This is a genomic window from Parasedimentitalea psychrophila (assembly GCF_030285785.1).
Taxonomy (GTDB): Bacteria; Pseudomonadota; Alphaproteobacteria; order Rhodobacterales; family Rhodobacteraceae; genus Parasedimentitalea; species Parasedimentitalea psychrophila.
On record NZ_CP127247.1, the window covers coordinates 2585200 to 2604077 of the forward strand.

General features: G+C 59.2%; 18 protein-coding genes. 7 read left to right on the forward strand and 11 right to left on the reverse strand.

Annotated elements, in window-relative coordinates; all coding sequences use genetic code 11:
• Positions 1-102: 102 nt before the first annotated feature.
• From QPJ95_RS12600 to rimO, 3 genes are all read right to left on the reverse strand, one after another.
• The gene (locus QPJ95_RS12600; RefSeq protein ID WP_270917897.1) at positions 103-345 is read right to left on the reverse strand and encodes a CDGSH iron-sulfur domain-containing protein; all 243 of its coding nucleotides are present in this window, start codon (positions 343-345) and stop codon (positions 103-105) included.
• Between the two features lie 316 nt (positions 346-661).
• On the reverse strand, positions 662-1381 hold the full coding sequence (locus tag QPJ95_RS12605) for a hypothetical protein (RefSeq protein ID WP_270917896.1): 720 nt from the start codon (positions 1379-1381) through the stop codon (positions 662-664).
• Positions 1378-2781, reverse strand: a complete 1404-nt coding sequence (gene rimO / locus QPJ95_RS12610; protein ID WP_270917895.1) for a 30S ribosomal protein S12 methylthiotransferase RimO — start codon at positions 2779-2781, stop codon at positions 1378-1380. Before rimO ends, QPJ95_RS12605 begins: the two co-directional genes overlap by 4 nt.
• Positions 2782-3020: 239 nt before the next feature.
• On the opposite strand from rimO, the gene QPJ95_RS12615 reads away from it, so the two are divergent.
• Entirely contained in the window at positions 3021-4370 is a 1350-nt protein-coding gene (locus QPJ95_RS12615; RefSeq protein WP_270917894.1) for a hypothetical protein, read from the forward strand.
• Positions 4371-4438: 68 nt separating this feature from the next.
• Positions 4439-6376, forward strand: coding sequence for an AsmA family protein (locus QPJ95_RS12620; RefSeq protein WP_270917893.1), 1938 nt, complete (start codon positions 4439-4441; stop codon positions 6374-6376).
• Positions 6377-6505: 129 nt separating this feature from the next.
• Here the strand turns inward: QPJ95_RS12620 and QPJ95_RS12625 are convergent, their stop codons facing one another.
• Genes QPJ95_RS12625 through QPJ95_RS12640 form a run of 4 tightly spaced genes read right to left on the reverse strand, consistent with a single transcriptional unit; the run spans position 6506 to position 11237 of the window.
• A complete protein-coding gene (locus QPJ95_RS12625) occupies positions 6506-8002 on the reverse strand; it encodes a phosphomannomutase/phosphoglucomutase (RefSeq protein ID WP_270917892.1) in 1497 nt (498 codons plus the stop codon).
• A 23-nt stretch (positions 8003-8025) separates the two neighbouring features.
• Entirely contained in the window at positions 8026-8859 is an 834-nt protein-coding gene (kdsA, locus tag QPJ95_RS12630; RefSeq protein WP_270917891.1) for a 3-deoxy-8-phosphooctulonate synthase, read from the reverse strand.
• A 4-nt stretch (positions 8860-8863) separates the two neighbouring features.
• Complete coding sequence (locus QPJ95_RS12635) at positions 8864-10600, reverse strand: capsule biosynthesis protein (protein WP_270917890.1); 1737 nt, start codon at positions 10598-10600, stop codon at positions 8864-8866.
• A complete protein-coding gene (locus QPJ95_RS12640; protein ID WP_270917889.1) occupies positions 10578-11237 on the reverse strand; it encodes an ABC transporter ATP-binding protein in 660 nt (219 codons plus the stop codon). Before QPJ95_RS12640 ends, QPJ95_RS12635 begins: the two co-directional genes overlap by 23 nt.
• 271 nt (positions 11238-11508) lie before the next feature.
• Between QPJ95_RS12640 and QPJ95_RS12645 the strand changes: the two genes are divergently transcribed.
• Both QPJ95_RS12645 and QPJ95_RS12650 read left to right on the forward strand, forming a co-directional pair.
• Positions 11509-12126, forward strand: a complete 618-nt coding sequence (locus tag QPJ95_RS12645) for a uracil-DNA glycosylase family protein (RefSeq protein ID WP_270918039.1) — start codon at positions 11509-11511, stop codon at positions 12124-12126.
• Complete coding sequence (locus QPJ95_RS12650; protein WP_270917888.1) at positions 12123-12914, forward strand: SseB family protein; 792 nt, start codon at positions 12123-12125, stop codon at positions 12912-12914. Before QPJ95_RS12645 ends, QPJ95_RS12650 begins: the two co-directional genes overlap by 4 nt.
• 84 nt (positions 12915-12998) lie before the next feature.
• Here the strand turns inward: QPJ95_RS12650 and yghU are convergent, their stop codons facing one another.
• Entirely contained in the window at positions 12999-13874 is an 876-nt protein-coding gene (gene yghU, locus QPJ95_RS12655; RefSeq protein ID WP_270917887.1) for a glutathione-dependent disulfide-bond oxidoreductase, read from the reverse strand.
• Between the two features lie 290 nt (positions 13875-14164).
• On the opposite strand from yghU, the gene QPJ95_RS12660 reads away from it, so the two are divergent.
• Complete coding sequence (locus tag QPJ95_RS12660) at positions 14165-14677, forward strand: YHS domain-containing (seleno)protein (RefSeq protein ID WP_270917886.1); 513 nt, start codon at positions 14165-14167, stop codon at positions 14675-14677.
• Positions 14678-14770: 93 nt separating this feature from the next.
• Here the strand turns inward: QPJ95_RS12660 and QPJ95_RS12665 are convergent, their stop codons facing one another.
• Positions 14771-15355, reverse strand: a complete 585-nt coding sequence (locus QPJ95_RS12665) for a GcrA family cell cycle regulator (RefSeq protein ID WP_270917885.1) — start codon at positions 15353-15355, stop codon at positions 14771-14773.
• A 159-nt stretch (positions 15356-15514) separates the two neighbouring features.
• On the opposite strand from QPJ95_RS12665, the gene QPJ95_RS12670 reads away from it, so the two are divergent.
• Complete coding sequence (locus QPJ95_RS12670; RefSeq protein ID WP_270917884.1) at positions 15515-16327, forward strand: ABC transporter permease; 813 nt, start codon at positions 15515-15517, stop codon at positions 16325-16327.
• Here the strand turns inward: QPJ95_RS12670 and QPJ95_RS12675 are convergent.
• A complete protein-coding gene (locus QPJ95_RS12675) occupies positions 16293-17219 on the reverse strand; it encodes a DMT family transporter (protein ID WP_270917883.1) in 927 nt (308 codons plus the stop codon). The genes QPJ95_RS12670 and QPJ95_RS12675 overlap by 35 nt on opposite strands.
• A gap of 27 nt (positions 17220-17246) precedes the next feature.
• The gene (locus QPJ95_RS12680) at positions 17247-17381 is read right to left on the reverse strand and encodes a hypothetical protein (protein WP_286018115.1); all 135 of its coding nucleotides are present in this window, start codon (positions 17379-17381) and stop codon (positions 17247-17249) included.
• Positions 17382-17604: 223 nt separating this feature from the next.
• Here QPJ95_RS12680 and QPJ95_RS12685 point away from each other — a divergent pair, with 223 nt between their 5' ends.
• The gene (locus QPJ95_RS12685) at positions 17605-18804 is read left to right on the forward strand and encodes an aspartate aminotransferase family protein (RefSeq protein ID WP_270917882.1); all 1200 of its coding nucleotides are present in this window, start codon (positions 17605-17607) and stop codon (positions 18802-18804) included.
• Positions 18805-18878 lie beyond the last annotated feature (74 nt).

Genomic DNA, 18878 nt, shown 5'->3' on the forward strand with positions numbered 1-18878 from the left:
CCCCGTTGCGGCGTTGGGCCCGGCGCCGCGCAGCGGCGCTTGGCCCAACCGCTGGAGGCATCTTGGATGCCCGACAGCGGGCGGGAGATATTGGTTCAGGGATCAGAGCTTGCTGTGGCTGCCGTCGCAAAGTGGTGCCTTGGTTGAGTGTTTGCAGCCGCAGAAGAACAGTTTTTTGGTGGCCTGCGCGGTGTATTTGACTGGCTCAAAGGGACTTCCCTTGTGAGAGCCATCGCAGAACGGCTGCTTGCTGGATTTGCCACAGGCACACCAGAAATAGCTCTTTCCCTCGGTCACCTCGACAGGGAAGGGGGCTTTCTGGGCGATATTGGGGGCGTCGGACATGGCTTGGGGTCTCCCTGGCTGGTTTGGTTGGGTTGATTTAGCCTTGCGGTGCGGGGCCGGTACGTCAAGCCGGGTGTTTTGGTTTTCGTCGCCCTCGGCGGCAGGGGGGCTGCACCGGCAGTGCCTGCGCGGTGGCAATGTTTGAAACCGGGGAGCGCATCCGGGCGGTAGGGATAACAGCGTTGGCAGTTGTGTTGATTGGGCAGTGGAGCCGCGGGGGATGGTTCTGGGAAGGAAAATTAACTAACAATCCAAATCTTCGATTTGGTCAGCGCCCGACCCTCCCCACGGGAGGGCGCTTTGCACCCACCCAGGGTCAGGCGCTGGGGTGAGCAGTTGAGGTTTCATCCTGATTTTTGAATGCCAATATACCTTCGGCCACTAAAATGCCTAAGCTCGAAGAGCAGGCATTCCCTTCGTCGGGAGACAGGAATTCGGTGGGCGAATAAGGAACCATTTCTGCCATGTCTAACGCTAAAAATATGGACGTTTGAATGTGAACTCCAGCAAGAAGCCTAGCTGTGTCTTTACTGAAAACGGGTTCGATTTTGAACGGGATGTTGCCCAGAAGTGTGCTTAGGAGATTGTGTTTTGAAAGATGGGCGATTCCGGAGAGTTGACCGTATAATTTTCCAATATGGCGGAGAGCCTTTAACCGAGGAGTTTCACCGTCTTTTTGGCGGTTTTGTCGAATCCCTCGGAGAGCTTCAATCCCCTCAATAGATTGTCTAACCAGCGTCGAAGCAGCGATGTAGTGACCTTTTACAATTAGAGAAAATGTTAGCGGAGCAATCTGTAACATCGCGGTCTGAATGGCGGCCCGCCTTTGGTCGTCGAGTAATATCTGTGAGCGTAAACACGCTGCATCTCTAGAAATGACGGACCCACATGCTGATAGGGAGAGGTCAAAGGCCGTTATTAAGTGTCCTTCCGAAACCTGAAACTCTTTTTCAACATTGGCTTCTTCGTCTCCAAGAGAATCTCTAAGAGTATTTGCGAATCCCAAGAATTCAAAGGGTGGAAAGTTATCACTCAAACAGTTCGTCCCCACAGGTCATACTCCCCAGCCTCATCAACTTCAACGGTAACCAGATCGCCGACCGACAACCCCTCGGTCCCCTCGTCAATGAACAGATTGCCGTCAATCTCGGGGGCGTCAGCTTTGGTGCGGCAGGTGGCGATGCCGTCTTCGTCGATGTCATCAATGATCACCTGCATCACCTGACCCACCTTGGCCTGCAGCTTCGCCTCGGATATCGCCTGCGCCTTTTGCATGAACCGCTCCCAGCGCTCTTGCTTGAGCTCTTCTGCGACATGTTCCGGCAGCGCGTTGGAGCGCGCACCCGCGACGTTTTCGTACTTAAAGCAGCCAACACGGTCCAGCTGCGCCTCGTCCATCCAGTCCAGCAGGTGCTGGAACTCTGCCTCAGTCTCACCGGGGTAGCCGACAATAAAGGTCGAGCGCAGGGTGATGTCGGGGCAGGTGGCGCGCCAGGCGGCGATCTCGTCCAGGGTCTTGGCACCCGCCGCCGGCCGCGCCATGCGTTTCAGCATATCCGGGTGCGAATGCTGGAACGGGATATCCAGATAGGGCAGCACTGCGGTGTCAGGGTCCGCCATCAGCGGGATCAGCTCGCGCACGAATGGGTAGGGGTAGACATAGTGCAGCCGCACCCACAGGTCCTGCGGAGAGCCCAGGCGGCCCAGTTCGCGGGTCAAATCGGTGATATGGCTGCGCACCTCAGCGCCCTTCCACGGGTTCAGATCATGCTTGCGGTCCATCCCATAGGCCGAGGTATCCTGCGAGATTACCAGCAGTTCGCGCACCCCGGCAGCGACCAGCTTCTCGGCCTCACGCAGAACGGCGTGGGCCGGGCGCGACACCAGACGGCCGCGCATATCGGGGATGATGCAGAACTTGCAGCGGTGATTGCAACCTTCCGAGATCTTCAGATAACTGAAATGGCGCGGCGTCAGCTGGACGCCGGTGGCGGGCAGCAGGTCGACAAAGGGGTTGGGATCTGGCGGCACGGCGGCATGCACCGCGTCCAGCACTTGTTCGTATTGATGCGGGCCGGTGACCGCCAGAATGCGCGGGTGGTGCTCGCGGATATAATCGGGTTCAGCGCCGAGACAGCCGGTGACAATCACCTTGCCGTTCTCCTTCAGCGCCTCGCCAATGGCCTCCAGGCTTTCGGCCTTGGCACTGTCGAGGAAACCGCAGGTGTTGACGATCACCGCATCAGCCCCGGTGTAATCGGGCGAGATCCCGTAGCCCTCGGCGCGCAGCCGGGTCAGGATGCGTTCACTGTCCACCAGCGCCTTGGGGCAGCCGAGGCTGACCATACCAATGGTCGGCTGGCCGGCACGTGGCGCATCACCGATTTGCAGTTTCGGGGCAAGGTCGGGGCGGAGCTCTGGCGGATTGCTGGTCATGAGGGGCCATATAGTATGGCTGGGCGCGTTTGGGAATGGAGGAATTTGCATGGCACCTGCCCAGTGGCACAGCGGGCCGCGCCTGACCTTCCCGCCAAACCGAAGGTTTGCCTCTGGCAAAACGGCGAAGGCGCTTTGCACCTTCCCAAGGTCAAGCGCGACCCTCAGTTATGTGTTGATAGGCAACAGCTTTCACCCTTAACGTGTAGCCAAAGCCATTTTGATGACGAGATGAATTCATGCGTGACGAGACCCTGGGGGCGCCAGCGCCGAAATCCGACCTGAAACCCGCAAACGCGAACCCCTGGTATGTGCTGATGACGCTGTATGGCGAGCAGGATGAAGACTCAAAAAATACTGGCCTGCAAAAGAAGAATAGGGATGCCTGGAACGCTTGGGTGGCAAGCCGGATTTCAATAAAACTCTCGGACGAGATGGAACCCCACTGGAATTCTGACTGGCTGGGCCGTTTCTGTCCCTTGCGTTGGTCAACAGAAATGGAGAAGCTTTTCCGTACTGAATGCACCAGAAGGGGATTCCCTCAGGCAGATGTCCCAACCCATGAAACTGAGATTAGGTTGTCTAAGTTGGATATCCCATTTGGCTTAAACTTGACGGGCTACTTGTTCTGCCAGCCGGTTACTCTCGCTGGGTGCACCTTCGCAAGTTTCTCTGCTCGCGCAGCCATTTTTGCAAAATTGCTAACGCTAGAGGACAATAAGTTTCTTACACAGGCAGCTTATTATTCCACAAAATTTTTGGGTGAGTATTATGCAGCTGGAAACGAATACTGCCATGGTGCGAACTTTCGGTCCGCCGTGTTCAACAGTGCGATGACGAGCTTTCACGATACTTATAAGAGTGAAGCTGCATTTTCTAATATTCGTTTCAAAGGAGCAGTCAATTTTGAAGGTTCGAGGTTTCTTCAAACTCACGGTGAGTCTGACCATGATTGCTTGTTTCAAAATTGTGAGTTTCACGCCCCAACGAATTTTCGATCGACGACTTTCAAGAGTTTTTACCCGGATTTTCATGGCGTAGTTCTTCATGAACGCACTCTGTTTTCAGCTGGGAATGAATACTGGCCCAAGCACACAAGCCAACGATTAGAACAGGCTCGGAACACCTGCTCCGCAGTTCGTCACATTCTCGCCAAACAAAGCCTCCCTGAGGATGAACACTTCTTCTTCCGCCGCGAAATGCAAATTTCAGGAGAAATCGGCTCATTCTGGCAGCAACTGCCGTATCGGGCGTTTGGTTTGATTTCCGACTATGGCCACTCCATCGCGAGGCCGCTGATAGGGTTAGCCATTATCTGGACCTTTGGCTTCGCTTGTTTCTGGGGCTATCTGGCCAGTTGTTGCGTTCCTTTTCCGGCTGAGGTCACAGATCACCCGATGGGATCGGCCATGGCGCTTAGCTTTTCCAACCTGTTCCCGCTGTTTGGTTTTGGCCGCACGTTTCTCAGGGAGATCTTGCCAAACCTTCCAACCTCGCTGGCGGTTCTTTCGGGTCTGCAAACCATCATCAGCCTGCCTCTGCTGTTCTTCCTCGGCCTTGGGCTGCGACAACGGTTTCGCCTGCGTTGAACCTCGCAAGACATTGCACCTACCTCTCAGCGCGTTAATCTAGGTCCAAACAGACAGGGAATTGGGCCATGCGGTTGTTGTTTCGGGTATTTGTGGCGCTGGTGATCACGGTGGTGGTGGTGATTGGCGGGCTGTTGCTGCTGCCGGGGGATAAGCTGGCAGAGCTGGTCTCGGACCAGCTGGAGGCGCAGACCGGGCGCAAGTTGGCGGTCAGCGGCGAGGTGGGCCTGTCGGTCTGGCCGGTGCTGGGCGTCAAGGCGCATGGGGTCAGCCTGTCAAACGCTGATTGGGCGGCGGATCAGCCGATGTTGACAGCCGAGAGCCTGTCGATTGGCATCTCGGCCCCGGACCTGCTGAATGGTGACGTGCGGATCAAATCAATCACTGCCAAGGCGCCGCATCTGAACCTGAGCACCGATGCCAGTGGTCAGGGCAACTGGGTGCTGACACCCGCCATTGACGCCGCTCAATCACTCGGTGCTGAGGCGGAAGGGGCAGCCGAAGGCGTTGGGGCCGCGTTGAGTGTCGAGGCGCTGGTGCTGAGCGGCGCCAGTGTCAGCTATGCCGCGCATGGTGAAGCGCTGGTCGAGCTGCGCAATATCGATCTGCAGCTGAAATGGCCGGAGCCCAATGGCACCGTTGATTTTCTGGTTACACTGCATCAATCCGAAGCGCCGGTGCAGATCAAAGGCGAGATTGGCACCTTTGCGGCGTTTCTGGATGGCCAGGTGGCCTCGGTTGGCGCGACAGTGACTATGGCAAAGGACGTCGCGCGGTTTGACGGTCGGGGTGGGATCAATGGCGAGGCCTCGGGGCGGTTGACAGTCAAGAGTGAGAACATCGCAGCGGCGCTGCGGGCGGCAGGACTGGCGGGCATTTCGCTGCCGCGCGGGCTGGGACAGCGCATAACCGCGGGCAGTGACCTGACCTACACTCCGGATGGACGTCTGACGCTGCGGGATCTTACCTTAGATCTGGGGGGCAATCTGCTAACCGGCGCGGTGGATCTGACCCTGGGCGCGGTGCCCCATTTCACCGCCAAGCTAGAGGCGCAGGATCTGGACTTTTCGGCGCTGACCGCGACCAGTGGCGCCTATGCCGCTGCCAGCCCGGCGGGGTCTGGCTGGTCACAGGACCGCATTGATGCCTCGGGGCTGACGCTGGCAAATGGCTCGCTGGAGTTGAGCGTCGCCAGTCTGGATACCGGCGGTGTCAAGCTGGGGGCCAGCAAGCTGACCCTGTCGATTGACAATGCGCGCGCGGTGCTGAGCTTTCTGCCACTCTCGGTTTTTGGCGGCACGGTGCAGGGGCAACTGGTGGCCAACAATCGCAATGGCCTGTCTGTTGGCGGCAAGCTGACCTATGCGGGCATCCGTCTGGAGCAGGCGCTGGGGCAGCTGGCGGGCTATGACCGGCTGCACGGTGAGGCCTTGGGCGAGGTGCAGTTTCTCGGCATTGGCAATACGCAGGATGCCATCATGCGCTCGCTGAGCGGCAAGGGCTGGCTGGAGATCGGCAAGGGGTTCCTTACCGGATTTGACCTGGAGGGGCTGATGCGGTCTGGCGGTGGCAATGGCGGTAGCACCGTGTTTGATGGGCTGACCGCCAGCTACACCCTGAAGGATGGCAATCTGGACAATCAGGATCTGCTGATTTCACTGAAGGCGGTGCGGGCTGACGGGAAAGGACGAATTGGTTTGGGGGCGCAGGATTTGGATTACCTGTTCACGCCAACTGCGACGGCGGCGAATGGGGGGCAGGGGCTGTCGATTCCGCTGCGGATCACAGGCCCCTGGTCTGATCCCAAGATCCGCCCTGACCTGAGCATGGTGCTGGAGGCAGAGATCGACGGGATCGAGGATCAAGCCACTGAGCAGTTGCTTCAGAAATTAAGTGAAGAGTTGGAGGTTGAGATGGCGCCAGAACAGGACTTGGGCGAGGCGATCCAGGATGGACTGGAGCAGCGGGCCAAGGATAGTTTGTTGCGGCTGTTGCAGGGGAATTGATGTGGGGGAGGCTGGGGGTAAAGCTGGGGCGCTGCCCCAGACCCCGGGATATTTTTGGCCAGATGAAGTTTCGGATCCGGTGGTTTGACAGGCGGGGTCGCGCCGGGGGGAGCTGGCGCGACGGAGTCATCAGATGCTTTGGTCGTAGTCGCCGACCAAGGGTTCGCTGCGGATAACCGCATCGATATCCGCAAAGATCGCCCGCATTTCCGCCTCGCTGTGTGAGCTTTCACAGACCACCACCAGATTGGGGGTGTTCGACGATGCGCGCACCAGGCCCCAGGAACCATTGTCGAGGATGACGCGGGCGCCATTGACGGTGACCACCTCTTTGATGGCGCGCCCGGCCAGAGATTCTCCAGCCTGGTGTTTGGCAACCAGTTTTGCGACCAGACGCTCTAGCACCTGGTATTTCTCGGTATCGGCGCAATAGGGCGACATGGTGGGGGTGGCCCAGGTTTTCGGCAGGGCCTTGCGCAGGTCCGACATTTTCATCTCTGGATTGCGGTCCATCAGCTTGCAGATTTCCACCGCCACCCGCATGGCGCAGTCATAGCCGCGACCAAGGGGTTCGGCGAGGAAGTAGTGACCGGATTTCTCGAATCCAGCCAGGGCGCCGAGTTCCTTGACGCGGCGCTTCATGTGGCTGTGGCCGGTTTTCCAATAGTCGGCGCTGGCGCCGTTTTTCTGCAATTCGGGGTCAGAGGCAAACAACCCGGTGGATTTCACGTCGGCCACAAAGATGGCATTGGGGTAAATCTTGGACAGGTCGCGGGCCATGATGACCCCCACCTTGTCGGCAAAGATTTCCTCGCCCTCGTCGTCGACTACGCCGCAGCGGTCGCCGTCGCCGTCAAAGCCCAATGCAAAATCGGCGCCTGAGGCCCGCACGCTGTCGGCCATGTCATGCAGCATTTCCATCGCTTCGGGGTTGGGGTTGTAATGGGGGAAGGTATAGTCGAGCTCGTTATGGCTGGGCACCACTTCGACGCCGATGCGTTCGAACAGTTCCGGGGCAAAGGCGGCGGCGGTGCCGTTGCCGGTGGCGCAGACCACCTTGAGCGGCCGGGTCATTTTGAAATCACCAACCAGATCATCAAGGTAAGCCTCTTTGACACCGTCGACAAATTCGTAAGCGCCGCCGGGGCGGGCGATGCCCTCGCCGTTGAGTACAATGTCGCGCAGCTCGCTCATTTCATCGGGGCCGTGGGTGAGCGGGCGTTCAAAGCCCATCTTGACCCCGGTCCAGCCATTGGGGTTGTGGCTGGCGGTGACCATGGCGACGGCGGGCACATCCAGGTGGAACTGGGCGAAATAGGCCATCGGCGACACCGCCGGGCCAATGTCCTTGACCCGCACTCCGCCCTGGATCAGCCCCAGCATCAGCGCGTTTTTGATGCTGAGAGAATAGTCGCGGTAGTCGTTGGCCACCGCGATCACCGGGTCGATGCCACGCGCAAACATCTGGGTGGCGAGGCCAAGGCCAAGCGCGGTGATGCCGGGCAGGTTGATCTCGTCCGGGTATTTCCAACGGGCGTCATACTCGCGAAAACCGGTTGGAACGATCATCGGATCACGCAGAAAATTCCAGCTGTTGGGCGTCACTGAGGTGGTTGGTCTGGTCATCGGGAAAACTCTTTTACGTTAAATCAAAAGGTCATTGGGTTGGCCTTGGCCAAAGCATCAAATGCCATCAGAGTTTCGATCAGTTGCGGCATCTGGTCGAGATAAATCATGTTGGGGCCGTCGGAAGGCGAGCGGTCCGGATCTTCATGGGTTTCAATGAAAATGGCGGCCACACCAATGGCGGCGGCGGCACGGGCCATCACCGGGGCAAATTCACGTTGGCCACCGGTGGAGCCACCAAGCGCCGCCGGCTGCTGAACCGAGTGGGTGGCATCCATCACCACCGGATAGCCGGTGGCCGCCATCTGTGGCAGTGAGCGCATGTCGGTGACCAAGGTATTGTAACCAAACGAGGTGCCGCGTTCCGTCAGCAGGATGCGATGGTTGCCGGCGCTTTCGATTTTGGTGACGATATTGGCCATGTCCCAGGGGGCGAGAAACTGGCCCTTTTTGACATTGATCGCGGCGCCGGTTGCAGCCGCTGCCAGCAGCAGATCGGTCTGCCGACACAGCAGCGCCGGGATCTGCAGGATATCACAGACCGCAGCGGTGGGGGCACATTGCTCGGCGGTATGGACATCCGTTAGCACTGGCACGCCGATGGCCTGCTTGACGCTGTCGAGCATCGCCAGACCTTCCTCCATGCCCGGACCACGGACACCGCTGATCGAGGTGCGGTTGGCCTTGTCGTAGGAGGCCTTGAACACATATTGTGCCCCGACGGCATCGCAGGCCTCTTTCATTTTGCCTGCGATCATCTGCGCGTGATCGGCGCTTTCCAGTTGGCACGGACCGGCAATCAGGGTCAGGGGACGGTCGTTGCCGATGGTGAGGTTGGCGATTTGAATATTTTTCATGAGCTTACGATGAGACCTGTTCGCGAAGGATGGACGCTGTGAGCGAGAACATCAGATAGATACCGGAAAAAATCAGAAAAGCCAAAATCGTATTTTCGAATTTCCGTGGATAAGAGGCTTCCTGGCTGGGAACAGGCTGAACCGAGGTTGTAAGGTAGCGAACCTGCCGGTTGGCCTCCATGCGGGTCTGTTCAACCTGTTGCAGGGCGGATTGCAGCATCAGATCACGCGTGGCCAGATCTGCCTGAGCCATTTGGATCTGCACACTAAGACTGGCCAGCGAGTTTTCGCCGGCCGAGGCGCTGATCATGCGTTGATTAAGCCGGTCAATGACCGCCTGCAGCCGGGCGATGTCGGCGCGGGTGCCAGCGACCTTGGCCTTGTTGGGGCGCGCATTGTCCAGCAGGGCTGCCAGTTCCAGCTCCTTTTCCTGCACTTGTATCTCAAATGTACTGATCTGCGAGCGCAGCGACACGATCACCCCTTCGGGGTCCAGCACGGAACCTTTCTGTTGCAATTGAACCAGAGCCACCTGTGCCGTACGACGTGCTTTTTCGGCACTTTCCATGGCCAACTCGGCATCTATCATCTGATTGCCACGCTTGTTGATGGACAGGTTGTTGGCCATTTCCTCGGCATAGGCAATCAGGCTGCGTGAAAACTGGGCCGAGACCTCGGGGTCCGCCGCGGTGACCTCCATTCGGATCGACCCCTCGGTTGGATCATAGCCAACTTTGACATAGCGGGTGTAGGTCTTATAGGCCTCTTCATTGCTGGGATTGTCGTTCAACCGCTGGATCGGATCAATCCACGCCTGGGTGAAATGGGATTTATAGCCGATGTCCCGATCCAGCCGCAGCATCGCCTCTTTCGATTGCAGAAAACTTTGCACAGCGATCGAATCCTGGCTGGTGGCAAATTGGGTGCCAGTGAGCAGCCCCATTGCGCCGCCGCTGGTGTTGTCAGCTTTCAGGATCAGAAACTCGGATTTGGCGGCATACATCGGCGTTGCGACGCTGTAGAAATAATACCCAGCCAGCAGCGTCGGCAGCATGACAAAAAAGGCCAGACGCCCCATCAGCAGCACCAACTTGCGGCGGCGGCGATTGCTGATCTCGCGCTGGATGGTTTGGATGTCGCGGTTGCGCCGCTCTGCCGGGCTCATCTCGGTTGAGGGAAGGTTTGTTCTGGCGGCGGGGATGGTCTGCGGCAGCTGGACGGTTTCAGGCGCGTCCGGGCTGCCGGTGGCCCGGGCCCTGTTCTGTGGCACCACAAGTTCCAGCATGTTGGAGCGCTTGAACGGGTCGATGCCCTTTGCCCGCAGCAGCCGAACCGCATCAAAATCCGAGGTCGCAGGCAGATTGTGCTTTTGCGCCACCCGGCGGGCCATACGCAGCTGACGACCTGTCAGCCCCTCATGGCGGATCGAGGCGATATCATTTTCAACACCGGTCTCACGCGCTGAACTGACCTGACCACTGACCGGTGCCTGATCACTGACCGGTGCCTGACCGCGGACCGGTGATTGCGCCTCGGGGCTGGTCTGCATCTGGGCCGAAGCGGCAGCGGCAGCGGCCTCGGCTCTTGGGCCGGGCACCGACCGGGCGCGGGCCGGTTGCACATTGGCAGTGCCCGCCGGACGGGTGTCCGGTTCCGCCGCTGTTGGCGCCGCCTGGCCGCCACCGGGGGCGCCCGGATTGCGGCGGATGCGGAATTTTTTAGCCTTGGGTTTCGTAGTCATAGAGCTGTTTCGCTTCTTCCAAGGTTTCAAACATGTGCAAGTGCCCATCCAGCAATACGGCGGCCGAGCGGGCAAATTTCTCTAGCGTCTGGGCCTGATGTGAGACGATGATAATGGTGGTGGTCTGCAACCGTTCTTCCAGGATCGCGCCTGCTTTTTTGTTAAATTCAACATCCGTGGTGCCTGGCATGCCTTCGTCGATCAAATAGATATCGAAATCCAGCGCCAGCATCAACGAGAAGCTGAAACGCGCCCGCATACCGGAGGAATAGGTGCCGACAGGCTGGTCAAAATATTCACCCAAACCGCAGAGCCAGCGGCAATAGGCCTCGACGTAGTCCGGATCCAGCCCATAAAGCTTGGCAATGTAACGGGCGTTCTCCAAGGCCGACAACCGGGTGACCAGCCCGCCCATAAATCCCAGCGGAAAAGACACTTTGCTGGACCGCAGGATCTCGCCGTCGTCGGGTTTTTCCAGCCCGGCCATCATGTTGATCAGAGTGGTCTTGCCGGTGCCGTTGGGGGCCAGCACCCCAAGCGATTTGCCCAGCTCCACACGAAAGGAGACCTTGTCCAGGATCACCTTGTATTGGCTTCCGGTCCAAAAGGACTTGCTGACATTGTGAAACTCAAGCATCGTTTTTCCGGTACTGCCCGCACGGCCCTTGGTTTGGGCTCTTCTCACGGATGATATATCAGGTGACGTGGCACCTTGTCCCTCCATAACAGAGGAGTGTTAACGGCTTACGCGGCCAATTTGGCCATATTATGTCGAATTACGGCATAGTTTATCAATGGGCTATTAACCATTATCATCGCCACAATGAGAGAAAAGATACGCCCGTAAGGATATTTCCCGGGTGAGGGCGCTGGAGCGGGCGCGGTTGATTGTTTCCGATGGGGCGATAATGGGCATAGTGGAGCGCGAAGAAGTGAACAGCAGTGGTGACTTGAAGGCCGAGATCCGGGGCTGCAGACTCTGTGCGGACCGGTTTGCCGCCACCGCAACGGCCCATGTCCCGCGCCCGGTGGTTTGGTTTCGAGCCTCTGCCCGTCTGCTGATTGCCGGCCAGGCACCGGGGGCGCGGGTGCAGGAAAGTGGCCGACCCTTTACCGACGCCTCGGGGGATCGGCTGCGGCAGTGGCTGGGGATTGATGAGACCGTATTTTACGACAAGGACCGCATAGCCGTGGTGCCGATGGGGTTCTGCTTTCCCGGCTACAATGCCAAGGGCAGTGACCTGCCGCCGCCGGCTTTGTGTCACCGGACATGGCATCATCGGGTGATGGAGCATTTGCCGAACATCGAACTGACGGTGCTGGTCGGGACCCATGCGCAGCGCTTTCATCTGGGGGCAAAACAGCCGGTCACTGATCTGGTGCGCGGCTGGCGGGATCATGCGCCGCAGCTGTTTCCCTTGCCACATCCGTCCTGGCGCAATACCGGGTGGGTGAAGAAAAACCCCTGGTTCGAGGCCGAGCTGTTGCCGGAGCTGCGGGCCAGGGTGAAAGAGGTGTTGAAATGACCGAGATCACCGCGCTGGACCGCGCCCATGCCGCGATGACCGAAGCGCCCGAAGATGCCGGCGCTCGGCTGCGGTTTTATGAACGTCTGGCGGATTGCGAATTGTTCATGATGCTCACCAAAGAGGTGGACGACGGCAATATCTCGCCCGAGATGTTTGATCTGGCCGATGGCACCTTTGTCTTGCTGTTTGATCGCGAAGAGCGGCTAGCACAATTTGCCGACCGCCCGGTGCCCTATGCGGCGCTGTCGGGCCGGGTGGTGGTGCAGATGCTGGCGGGGCAGGGCATTGGCCTGGGGCTGAACCTTGAGGTGGCCCCGTCGTCAATCCTGATCCCAGCCGAAGCCGTTAACTGGCTGCAGCAGACTCTGGAGCACAGCCCGCAGCAGGTCGAAGCGGCGCTGGTCGAAGTTGCCGCGCCGACCGGCCTTCCGCAGGTTCTGTTGACCGCGCTGGACAGTAAACTGGCCACCGCCGCTGGGCTGGCAACCGCGGCCTATCTGGTCAGCGTTCGCTATGCCGGGGGCGGCCAGGGGCATTTGCTGGGCTTTATCGACGCCTCGCCAGCCGCACAATCGGCCCTGGCCAAGGCGGCGGGCGAGGCGCTGACCTTTTCGGGGATCGAAGCTGGCGCGATGGATGTGGGGTTCTTTGCCAGCACCGATGTGATGACCGCGAAACTGGACAAGGTCGGGTTGCGATTTGATTTGCCGCAGGTGGAAGCGCCAAAACTCCATCAGCCGGAAATTCCCGGCAGCAACCCGGACAAGCCGCCAGTTTTGAAATAGGCGCCAGCGCCTGGGTGTTGAAAGAGGCGCCAGCGCCTTAGTCGATTAAAGTGTTGCCCGGCGGTGTCGCCGGGCAACAGGGATTTATTCGGCGGCTGTTTCCAGCTTGTCCTGAGTGCGGTTGTCAAAGTCCGACGCATCATGACGTTCGCGCAATTGGGTCGATAGCTCGCCAAAGGCACGGTTTACCATGCGGCCACGGCTGACAGCCGGGCGGGCATCGATGGCCTTGGCCCAACGCATCACATGGCTATAGCTTTCCACGTCCAGGAATTCAGCCGCGTTATACAGGCGGCCCAGCACCAATTGACCATACCAGGCCCAGATCGCCATATCGGCAATGCTGTAATCGCCGCCAGCGATATACTGGTGCTCCGCCAGCTGACGGTCCAGCACATCCAGCTGCCGCTTGGTCTCCATCGAGAAGCGATCAATCGGGTATTGCCATTTCTCTGGCGCATAGGCGTAAAAGTGGCCAAAGCCGCCGCCCAGATAGGGCGCGCTGCCCATCTGCCAGAACAGCCAGCTCATCACTTCGGTGCGCTCAGCCCCGCTCTTGGGCAGGAAGGCGTCAAATTTCTCGGCCAGATGCATCATGATGGAGCCGGATTCAAACACCCGCTGCGGGCTGTCACCGCTGTGATCCATCAGGGCCGGAATTTTTGAGTTCGGGTTGACGTTGACAAAGCCGGAGCCAAACTGGTCGCCCTCGCCGATGTTGATCAGCCAGGCGTCATACTCGGCGCCGGTGTGGCCCAGGGCCAGCAGCTCTTCGAGCATCACAGTGACCTTGACCCCATTGGGTGTCGCCAGCGAGTAGAGCTGCATGGGGTGCTTGCCGACCGGCAGCTCCTTATCCTGGGTGGCGCCGGCCACAGGACGGTTGATCGAGGCAAATTTGCCGCCGCTTTCCTGTGACCAGGTCCAGACTTTTGCCGGTGTATAAGAGGTGTCGCTCATCTGTTGGGCCTTGTCCTATTTGTCTTGTTTGGGGCAGTTATAGCAGTGTTGCAGAAAATTGCATCGTTGCCAGTCTTTTGCATTGTTGCCAGACTTAAGATGCATTTTGGAAATTCCAATGACTAAAAACCCGAATTGAAACATTTAGCGGATTTTGATCACATCGCCTAATGGATGGACACAGCCGCGTGAGACCCCCTTCGCATCACCGCCAGAGTGCATATTGTGCTCAGCAACCCGACGTCAATGTCGGTGAAGTTGAGACCTGATATCTGCGAGAGGATGACTTTATGACACGTTTTTTTCTGGCGGCGGCCACGGCAATCACCCTTGGCCTGCCTGCCTTTGCCGGCGAGCAATACATAGATGGCACCGGCTTTGCCGTCTCGGGCTATGATGTGGTGGCTTACCGTGGCCTGACGTCAAATGCGGTGGGCAGCCAACAGACCTTGGGGGTGGCAGGGCAGGCCGGTATCACCGCCGAATACAACGACGCGACCTTTGCCTTTGCGAGTGAGGAGAACCGGGATAAATTCCTGGACAACCCAGAGTATTATGCGCCGGTATATGACGGCCACTGCGCCTATGGTGTCTCCAAGGGCGGCAAGGTGCCCGGCAATCCCAACCTCTGGCGCATCGTGGATGACAAGCTGTACCTGAACATTACCAAGGTGGTGGTTGGCTTCTGGGAGGAAGACATTCCCGGCAATATCAACCTGGCCGAGGGCAACTGGCCGGGAATCGAGGGCGATGATGCCTCGGGCAACAAGATCCCCAACTTCACCTCTGCGGCCCCTGACTAGGGGTGATTGAAAGACGCAGATGTGACTGCTGCCAATAGAAAACGCCCCGAACCGCAGGGTTCGGGGCGTTGGATTTTTGCCAAGCTGGTCGGCTTACCGTTTCCGGTCGCGGCGCGCGCTCATCGGCTGGAAGGCAACGCCAACATGGGCTTCGCAATAGGGTTTGCCCTGTTGCACGGTCAGGCCACAGAACCAGAAATCCTCGGTGGCGGGGTCGCCAACCGGCCATTTGCAGGTGCGCTCGGTCAGGTCCATCAGCGACAGGCGCTTTGCCTTCTTCTCGATCTCGTTGACCTTGGCCAGCGCCTCGGGGCTGATTTCATTGGCCGAGGGCTGCGGTGGCAGCGGCTGGCCTGCCGGAATGATCTGCTTGCGCACCGGCAGATTGGGCCTGCTGTCTGCGGATTTGGGCTGAGCCGGCGGGATCGGGCGGGCGGGCTCGGTCTTGGGCTGCACCTTGGGCTTGACGGCGGGCTTGGCCACGACCGCCGGCTTTTCCTTGGGCTCGGCTGATTTGGCAGCGCCGGTGGAATTGCGGTTGGACAGGCCCAACCGGTGCACCTTGCCGATCACCGCGTTCCGGGTGACGCCGCCAAGTTCTTTGGCGATCTGGCTGGCCGACTGACCCTCGCCCCACATTTTCTTGAGCAATTCAACGCGCTCGTCTGTCCAGGACATATCTTGCCTTTCCAAGCTAAAAGCGGCCCCAAGAAACCTGCGGCCGCCATAGTATTCTATATCTGCCCCTATTCTAGTCACTGCGCCGCGAGATACAAGCCATCTTGCACCTGACGGCTCAGCGGTTATGCAGGCCGGACACAGCAACTGGAGGTAGCTATGTCAGACACCGGGTATCGCATCGGCTTGGGCGAGCGTCGCTTTGGCCGGGTCAATTGGCTGGGGCTGCGCACGATGGCAGGGCGTGAAGTCCAACGGTTTCTGGTGGTCTGGACCCAGACTCTGTTGGCGCCTTTGGTCACCTCGGCGCTGTTTCTGCTGATCTTTACCATCGCCATTGGGCCGCGTCGTGGCGATGTCATGGGGGTGCCATTCCTGACGTTTCTGGCGCCGGGCATCATGATGATGACGGTGATTCAGAACGCCTTTGCAAACACATCTTCGTCGATCATGATCTCGAAAATACAGGGAAATATCGTTGATACGCTGATGCCGCCGCTGTCCGGACTTGAACTTTTGCTGGGCTATCTGGCGGGGGGAGTCCTGCGCGGAACCTGTATCGCATTGGGCATTGCGCTGGGGCTTGGGCTGGCGCTGGGCATCTGGCCGACCTACCCAGCGGTGACCTTGGTCTTTGTGGTGTTGGGGGCGGCGTTTCTGGGCGGGCTGGGGGTCATTGCCGGCATCTATGCCAACAAGTTTGATCAGATGGCGGCGATCACCAATTTCATCATAACCCCACTGGCCTTTCTGTCTGGCACCTTCTACTCGGTCGCGGCGCTGCCGCCAGTTCTGAAGACGCTGACCCATCTCAATCCGGTGTTCTATCTGATTGACGGCGTGCGATTCGGTATGATTGGCACCTCCGACAGCTCTCCCTGGCTGGGGCTGCTGGTCTGTAGTTGCGCGACGGCTGTGATCTGGCTGCTGGGCTGGGCTATGCTGCGCTCGGGCTATCGTCTGAAGGCGTGACAGGCGCGGCCCTACGGCGTTGCCGCCCTTCGCGCCAGGCCAGCACGGCGGCTCCGGTCAGGATGATGGTGGCGCCAAGGATCGTCACCGCATCCGGTGCGACGCCAAAGCCAAGGAAGTCATACAGGGCGGCAAAAATCAGCGTGGCATAGCTGAACGGTGCCACAAACGAGGCATCGGCACGGGCCATCCCGTTGATAAAGCAGGCCTGGGCACAGGCCATCAACAGTCCCAAAGCGACCAGCGCCGCCCATTGCGCCGGGCTGGGCATCTGCCAGACCGGCAGCACAGCCACCGAGGCGATCAGCATGCCAATGGCATTATTGATTAGCAGCACCTGCAGTGGTGGCTCACGGTTGGCCAGTTTCTTGATGAAAATCAGCTCCAGCCCCATGATCATCGCTGCCGCCAGCGCCAGCAGCGCCGCGGGCTGAAAGCTGGCCGGGGTCGGGCGCAGCAACACCATGGCGCCAATCAGCGCGACAGCCGCAGCGCCCCAGCGCCAGCGGCCCACCTTCTCGCCCAGCAGTGGAATTGCCAGCATCATGCCAAACACCGGGTTCAGAAAGGTGATCGCAGTGGCATCGGCCAGCGGGATGAAAGCCACCGAGGCAAACATCAGCGATACCCCGGCCCAGCCGAAGGATGTCCGGCCGATGTGCAATCTCCAGCTAGGCGGCGTCAGGCGCGGCCGCATCACCGCCGCAACCGAGGAAATGGCCAGAAAGGCAAAGACAAAACGTCCATGGCTGACCTGCAGTGGATGCAAGGCCGGGCCCAGCAAATCAGTGCCCAGTGTCTTGGCCATCAGCATGGTGCCGGCAATGAAGGTGGTGGCCACCAGAATAAAGCTGGCAGCCAGCGCGGGGTTGTCGGTGTTTGCTGTGCTCATCACTCTGCGATGCGATAGCTAGCCAGCTTATGCAAGACCAAAGCTATTGGGGCTCTGCCCCAAACCCCGGGATATTGTCAGCCAGATGAACAGGGGATCCTTGGGGCGGCTGTTCGGGGTCGGCACCGGGGCCTTGCCGGATTGATGGGTGAGGCTGCGCAAAAAGGCTTTCCTTTTCCATAAACTTCCGATATGCGCTGCGCTTATGATCAAACTCGCACATATCACCCGCCAAATTGCGGCCCTGCGACGCCGACGCTAATTTAGCGTTCCGGCCCCTTGATCCTTGCGCCTTGATATCTGCGCAAAGCCCGATCAACATCGTTGACCAACTGCCCAACCTAATGCACTTCTTGGGCCTCTATTTCCGAAAAGGATGATCCTGATGATCGCTTCCGTTCTGCCAACCTATAACCGCGCCCCTTTGAACTTTATCAAAGGCGAAGGCGCCTGGCTGATCGAGGCGGACGGCCGACGTTTTCTGGATCTTGGTGCCGGTATTGCGGTGAATGTGTTGGGTCATGCCCATCCGGCACTGGTCGCCGCGCTGACCGAGCAGGCGCAAAACCTGTGGCATGTCTCCAACCTCTATCAGATCCCGCAGCAACAGGCGCTGGCCGACAGGCTGGTCGAACATACTTTCGCCGACACTGTGTTCTTCACCAATTCGGGCACCGAGGCTTGCGAACTGGCGGTGAAAATGGCGCGCAAATATTTCTTCGACAAAGGCGAAGAGCAGCGGATCGAGATCCTCACCTTTGACGGCTCTTTCCATGGCCGCTCGTCGGCCGGTATCGCCGCCGCTGGCTCCGAGAAAATGGTCAGAGGCTTCGGCCCTGTGTTGCCTGGCTTTGTGCATCTGACCTTTGGCGATCTCGACGGCGTTAGCAATGCGATCACCGACCAGACGGCGGCGATCATGATCGAACCGATCCAGGGCGAGGGCGGCATCCGCGCGGTTCCTGACGCGGAAATGAAGGCGCTGCGGAGGCTCTGCGATGAGCACGGTTTACTGCTGATCCTCGACGAGGTCCAATGCGGGGTAGCCCGGACCGGAAAGTTGTTTGCCCATGAATGGGCGGGTATCACCCCGGATATTATGATGGTCGCCAAAGGCATCGGCGGCGGCTTTCCTCTGGGTGCGGTGTTGGCCACCGAACAGGCCGCCTCGGGCATGACCGTCGGCACCCATGGCTCCACCTATGGTGGCAACCCGCTGGGCTGCGCGGTTGGTTGTGCGGTGATGGACCATGTCACCAACCCCGAGTTCCTGGAGGAGGTGAACCGCAAGGCAGGTCTGTTGCGGCAAAAGCTCGAAGGTCTGATCGATGGCCACCCGGAGGTTTTTGAGTCGGTGCGCGGCTCTGGCCTGATGCTGGGTCTCAAATGCAAGGCTCCCAATACTGACGTGGTCAATGCGGGCTACGACAATCAGGTCATTACTGTCCCCGCCGCCGATAACGTCATCCGCCTGCTGCCGCCGCTGACCCTCAGCGACGGTGACATCGCAGAGGCGGTGATCCGCCTCGACAAGGCTGCAACCCAGGTCGCAGCCCAGGTCACCGTCCAGGTCACGGTCGCCTGATCTTCTTCTTGTTGAAAATACCTCGGGGGTCCGGGGGCAGCGCCCCCGCCCCGACCCTACAATAAGCGAAAACA

Excerpts from the sequence above, each read along its gene's own strand:
- QPJ95_RS12600 (WP_270917897.1), bottom strand. The coding sequence starts at position 345 with ATGTCCGACGCCCCCAATATCGCCCAGAAAGCCCCCTTCCCTGTCGAG.
- rimO (WP_270917895.1), bottom strand. The coding sequence starts at position 2,781 with ATGACCAGCAATCCGCCAGAGCTCCGCCCCGACCTTGCCCCGAAACTG.
- QPJ95_RS12615 (WP_270917894.1), top strand. The coding sequence starts at position 3,021 with ATGCGTGACGAGACCCTGGGGGCGCCAGCGCCGAAATCCGACCTGAAA.
- QPJ95_RS12620 (WP_270917893.1), top strand. The coding sequence starts at position 4,439 with ATGCGGTTGTTGTTTCGGGTATTTGTGGCGCTGGTGATCACGGTGGTG.
- QPJ95_RS12625 (WP_270917892.1), bottom strand. The coding sequence starts at position 8,002 with ATGACCAGACCAACCACCTCAGTGACGCCCAACAGCTGGAATTTTCTG.
- kdsA (WP_270917891.1), bottom strand. The coding sequence starts at position 8,859 with ATGAAAAATATTCAAATCGCCAACCTCACCATCGGCAACGACCGTCCC.
- QPJ95_RS12635 (WP_270917890.1), bottom strand. The coding sequence starts at position 10,600 with ATGACTACGAAACCCAAGGCTAAAAAATTCCGCATCCGCCGCAATCCG.
- QPJ95_RS12640 (WP_270917889.1), bottom strand. The coding sequence starts at position 11,237 with ATGCTTGAGTTTCACAATGTCAGCAAGTCCTTTTGGACCGGAAGCCAA.
- QPJ95_RS12645 (WP_270918039.1), top strand. The coding sequence starts at position 11,509 with ATGGGCATAGTGGAGCGCGAAGAAGTGAACAGCAGTGGTGACTTGAAG.
- QPJ95_RS12650 (WP_270917888.1), top strand. The coding sequence starts at position 12,123 with ATGACCGAGATCACCGCGCTGGACCGCGCCCATGCCGCGATGACCGAA.
- yghU (WP_270917887.1), bottom strand. The coding sequence starts at position 13,874 with ATGAGCGACACCTCTTATACACCGGCAAAAGTCTGGACCTGGTCACAG.
- QPJ95_RS12660 (WP_270917886.1), top strand. The coding sequence starts at position 14,165 with ATGACACGTTTTTTTCTGGCGGCGGCCACGGCAATCACCCTTGGCCTG.
- QPJ95_RS12665 (WP_270917885.1), bottom strand. The coding sequence starts at position 15,355 with ATGTCCTGGACAGACGAGCGCGTTGAATTGCTCAAGAAAATGTGGGGC.
- QPJ95_RS12670 (WP_270917884.1), top strand. The coding sequence starts at position 15,515 with ATGTCAGACACCGGGTATCGCATCGGCTTGGGCGAGCGTCGCTTTGGC.
- QPJ95_RS12675 (WP_270917883.1), bottom strand. The coding sequence starts at position 17,219 with ATGAGCACAGCAAACACCGACAACCCCGCGCTGGCTGCCAGCTTTATT.
- QPJ95_RS12685 (WP_270917882.1), top strand. The coding sequence starts at position 17,605 with ATGATCGCTTCCGTTCTGCCAACCTATAACCGCGCCCCTTTGAACTTT.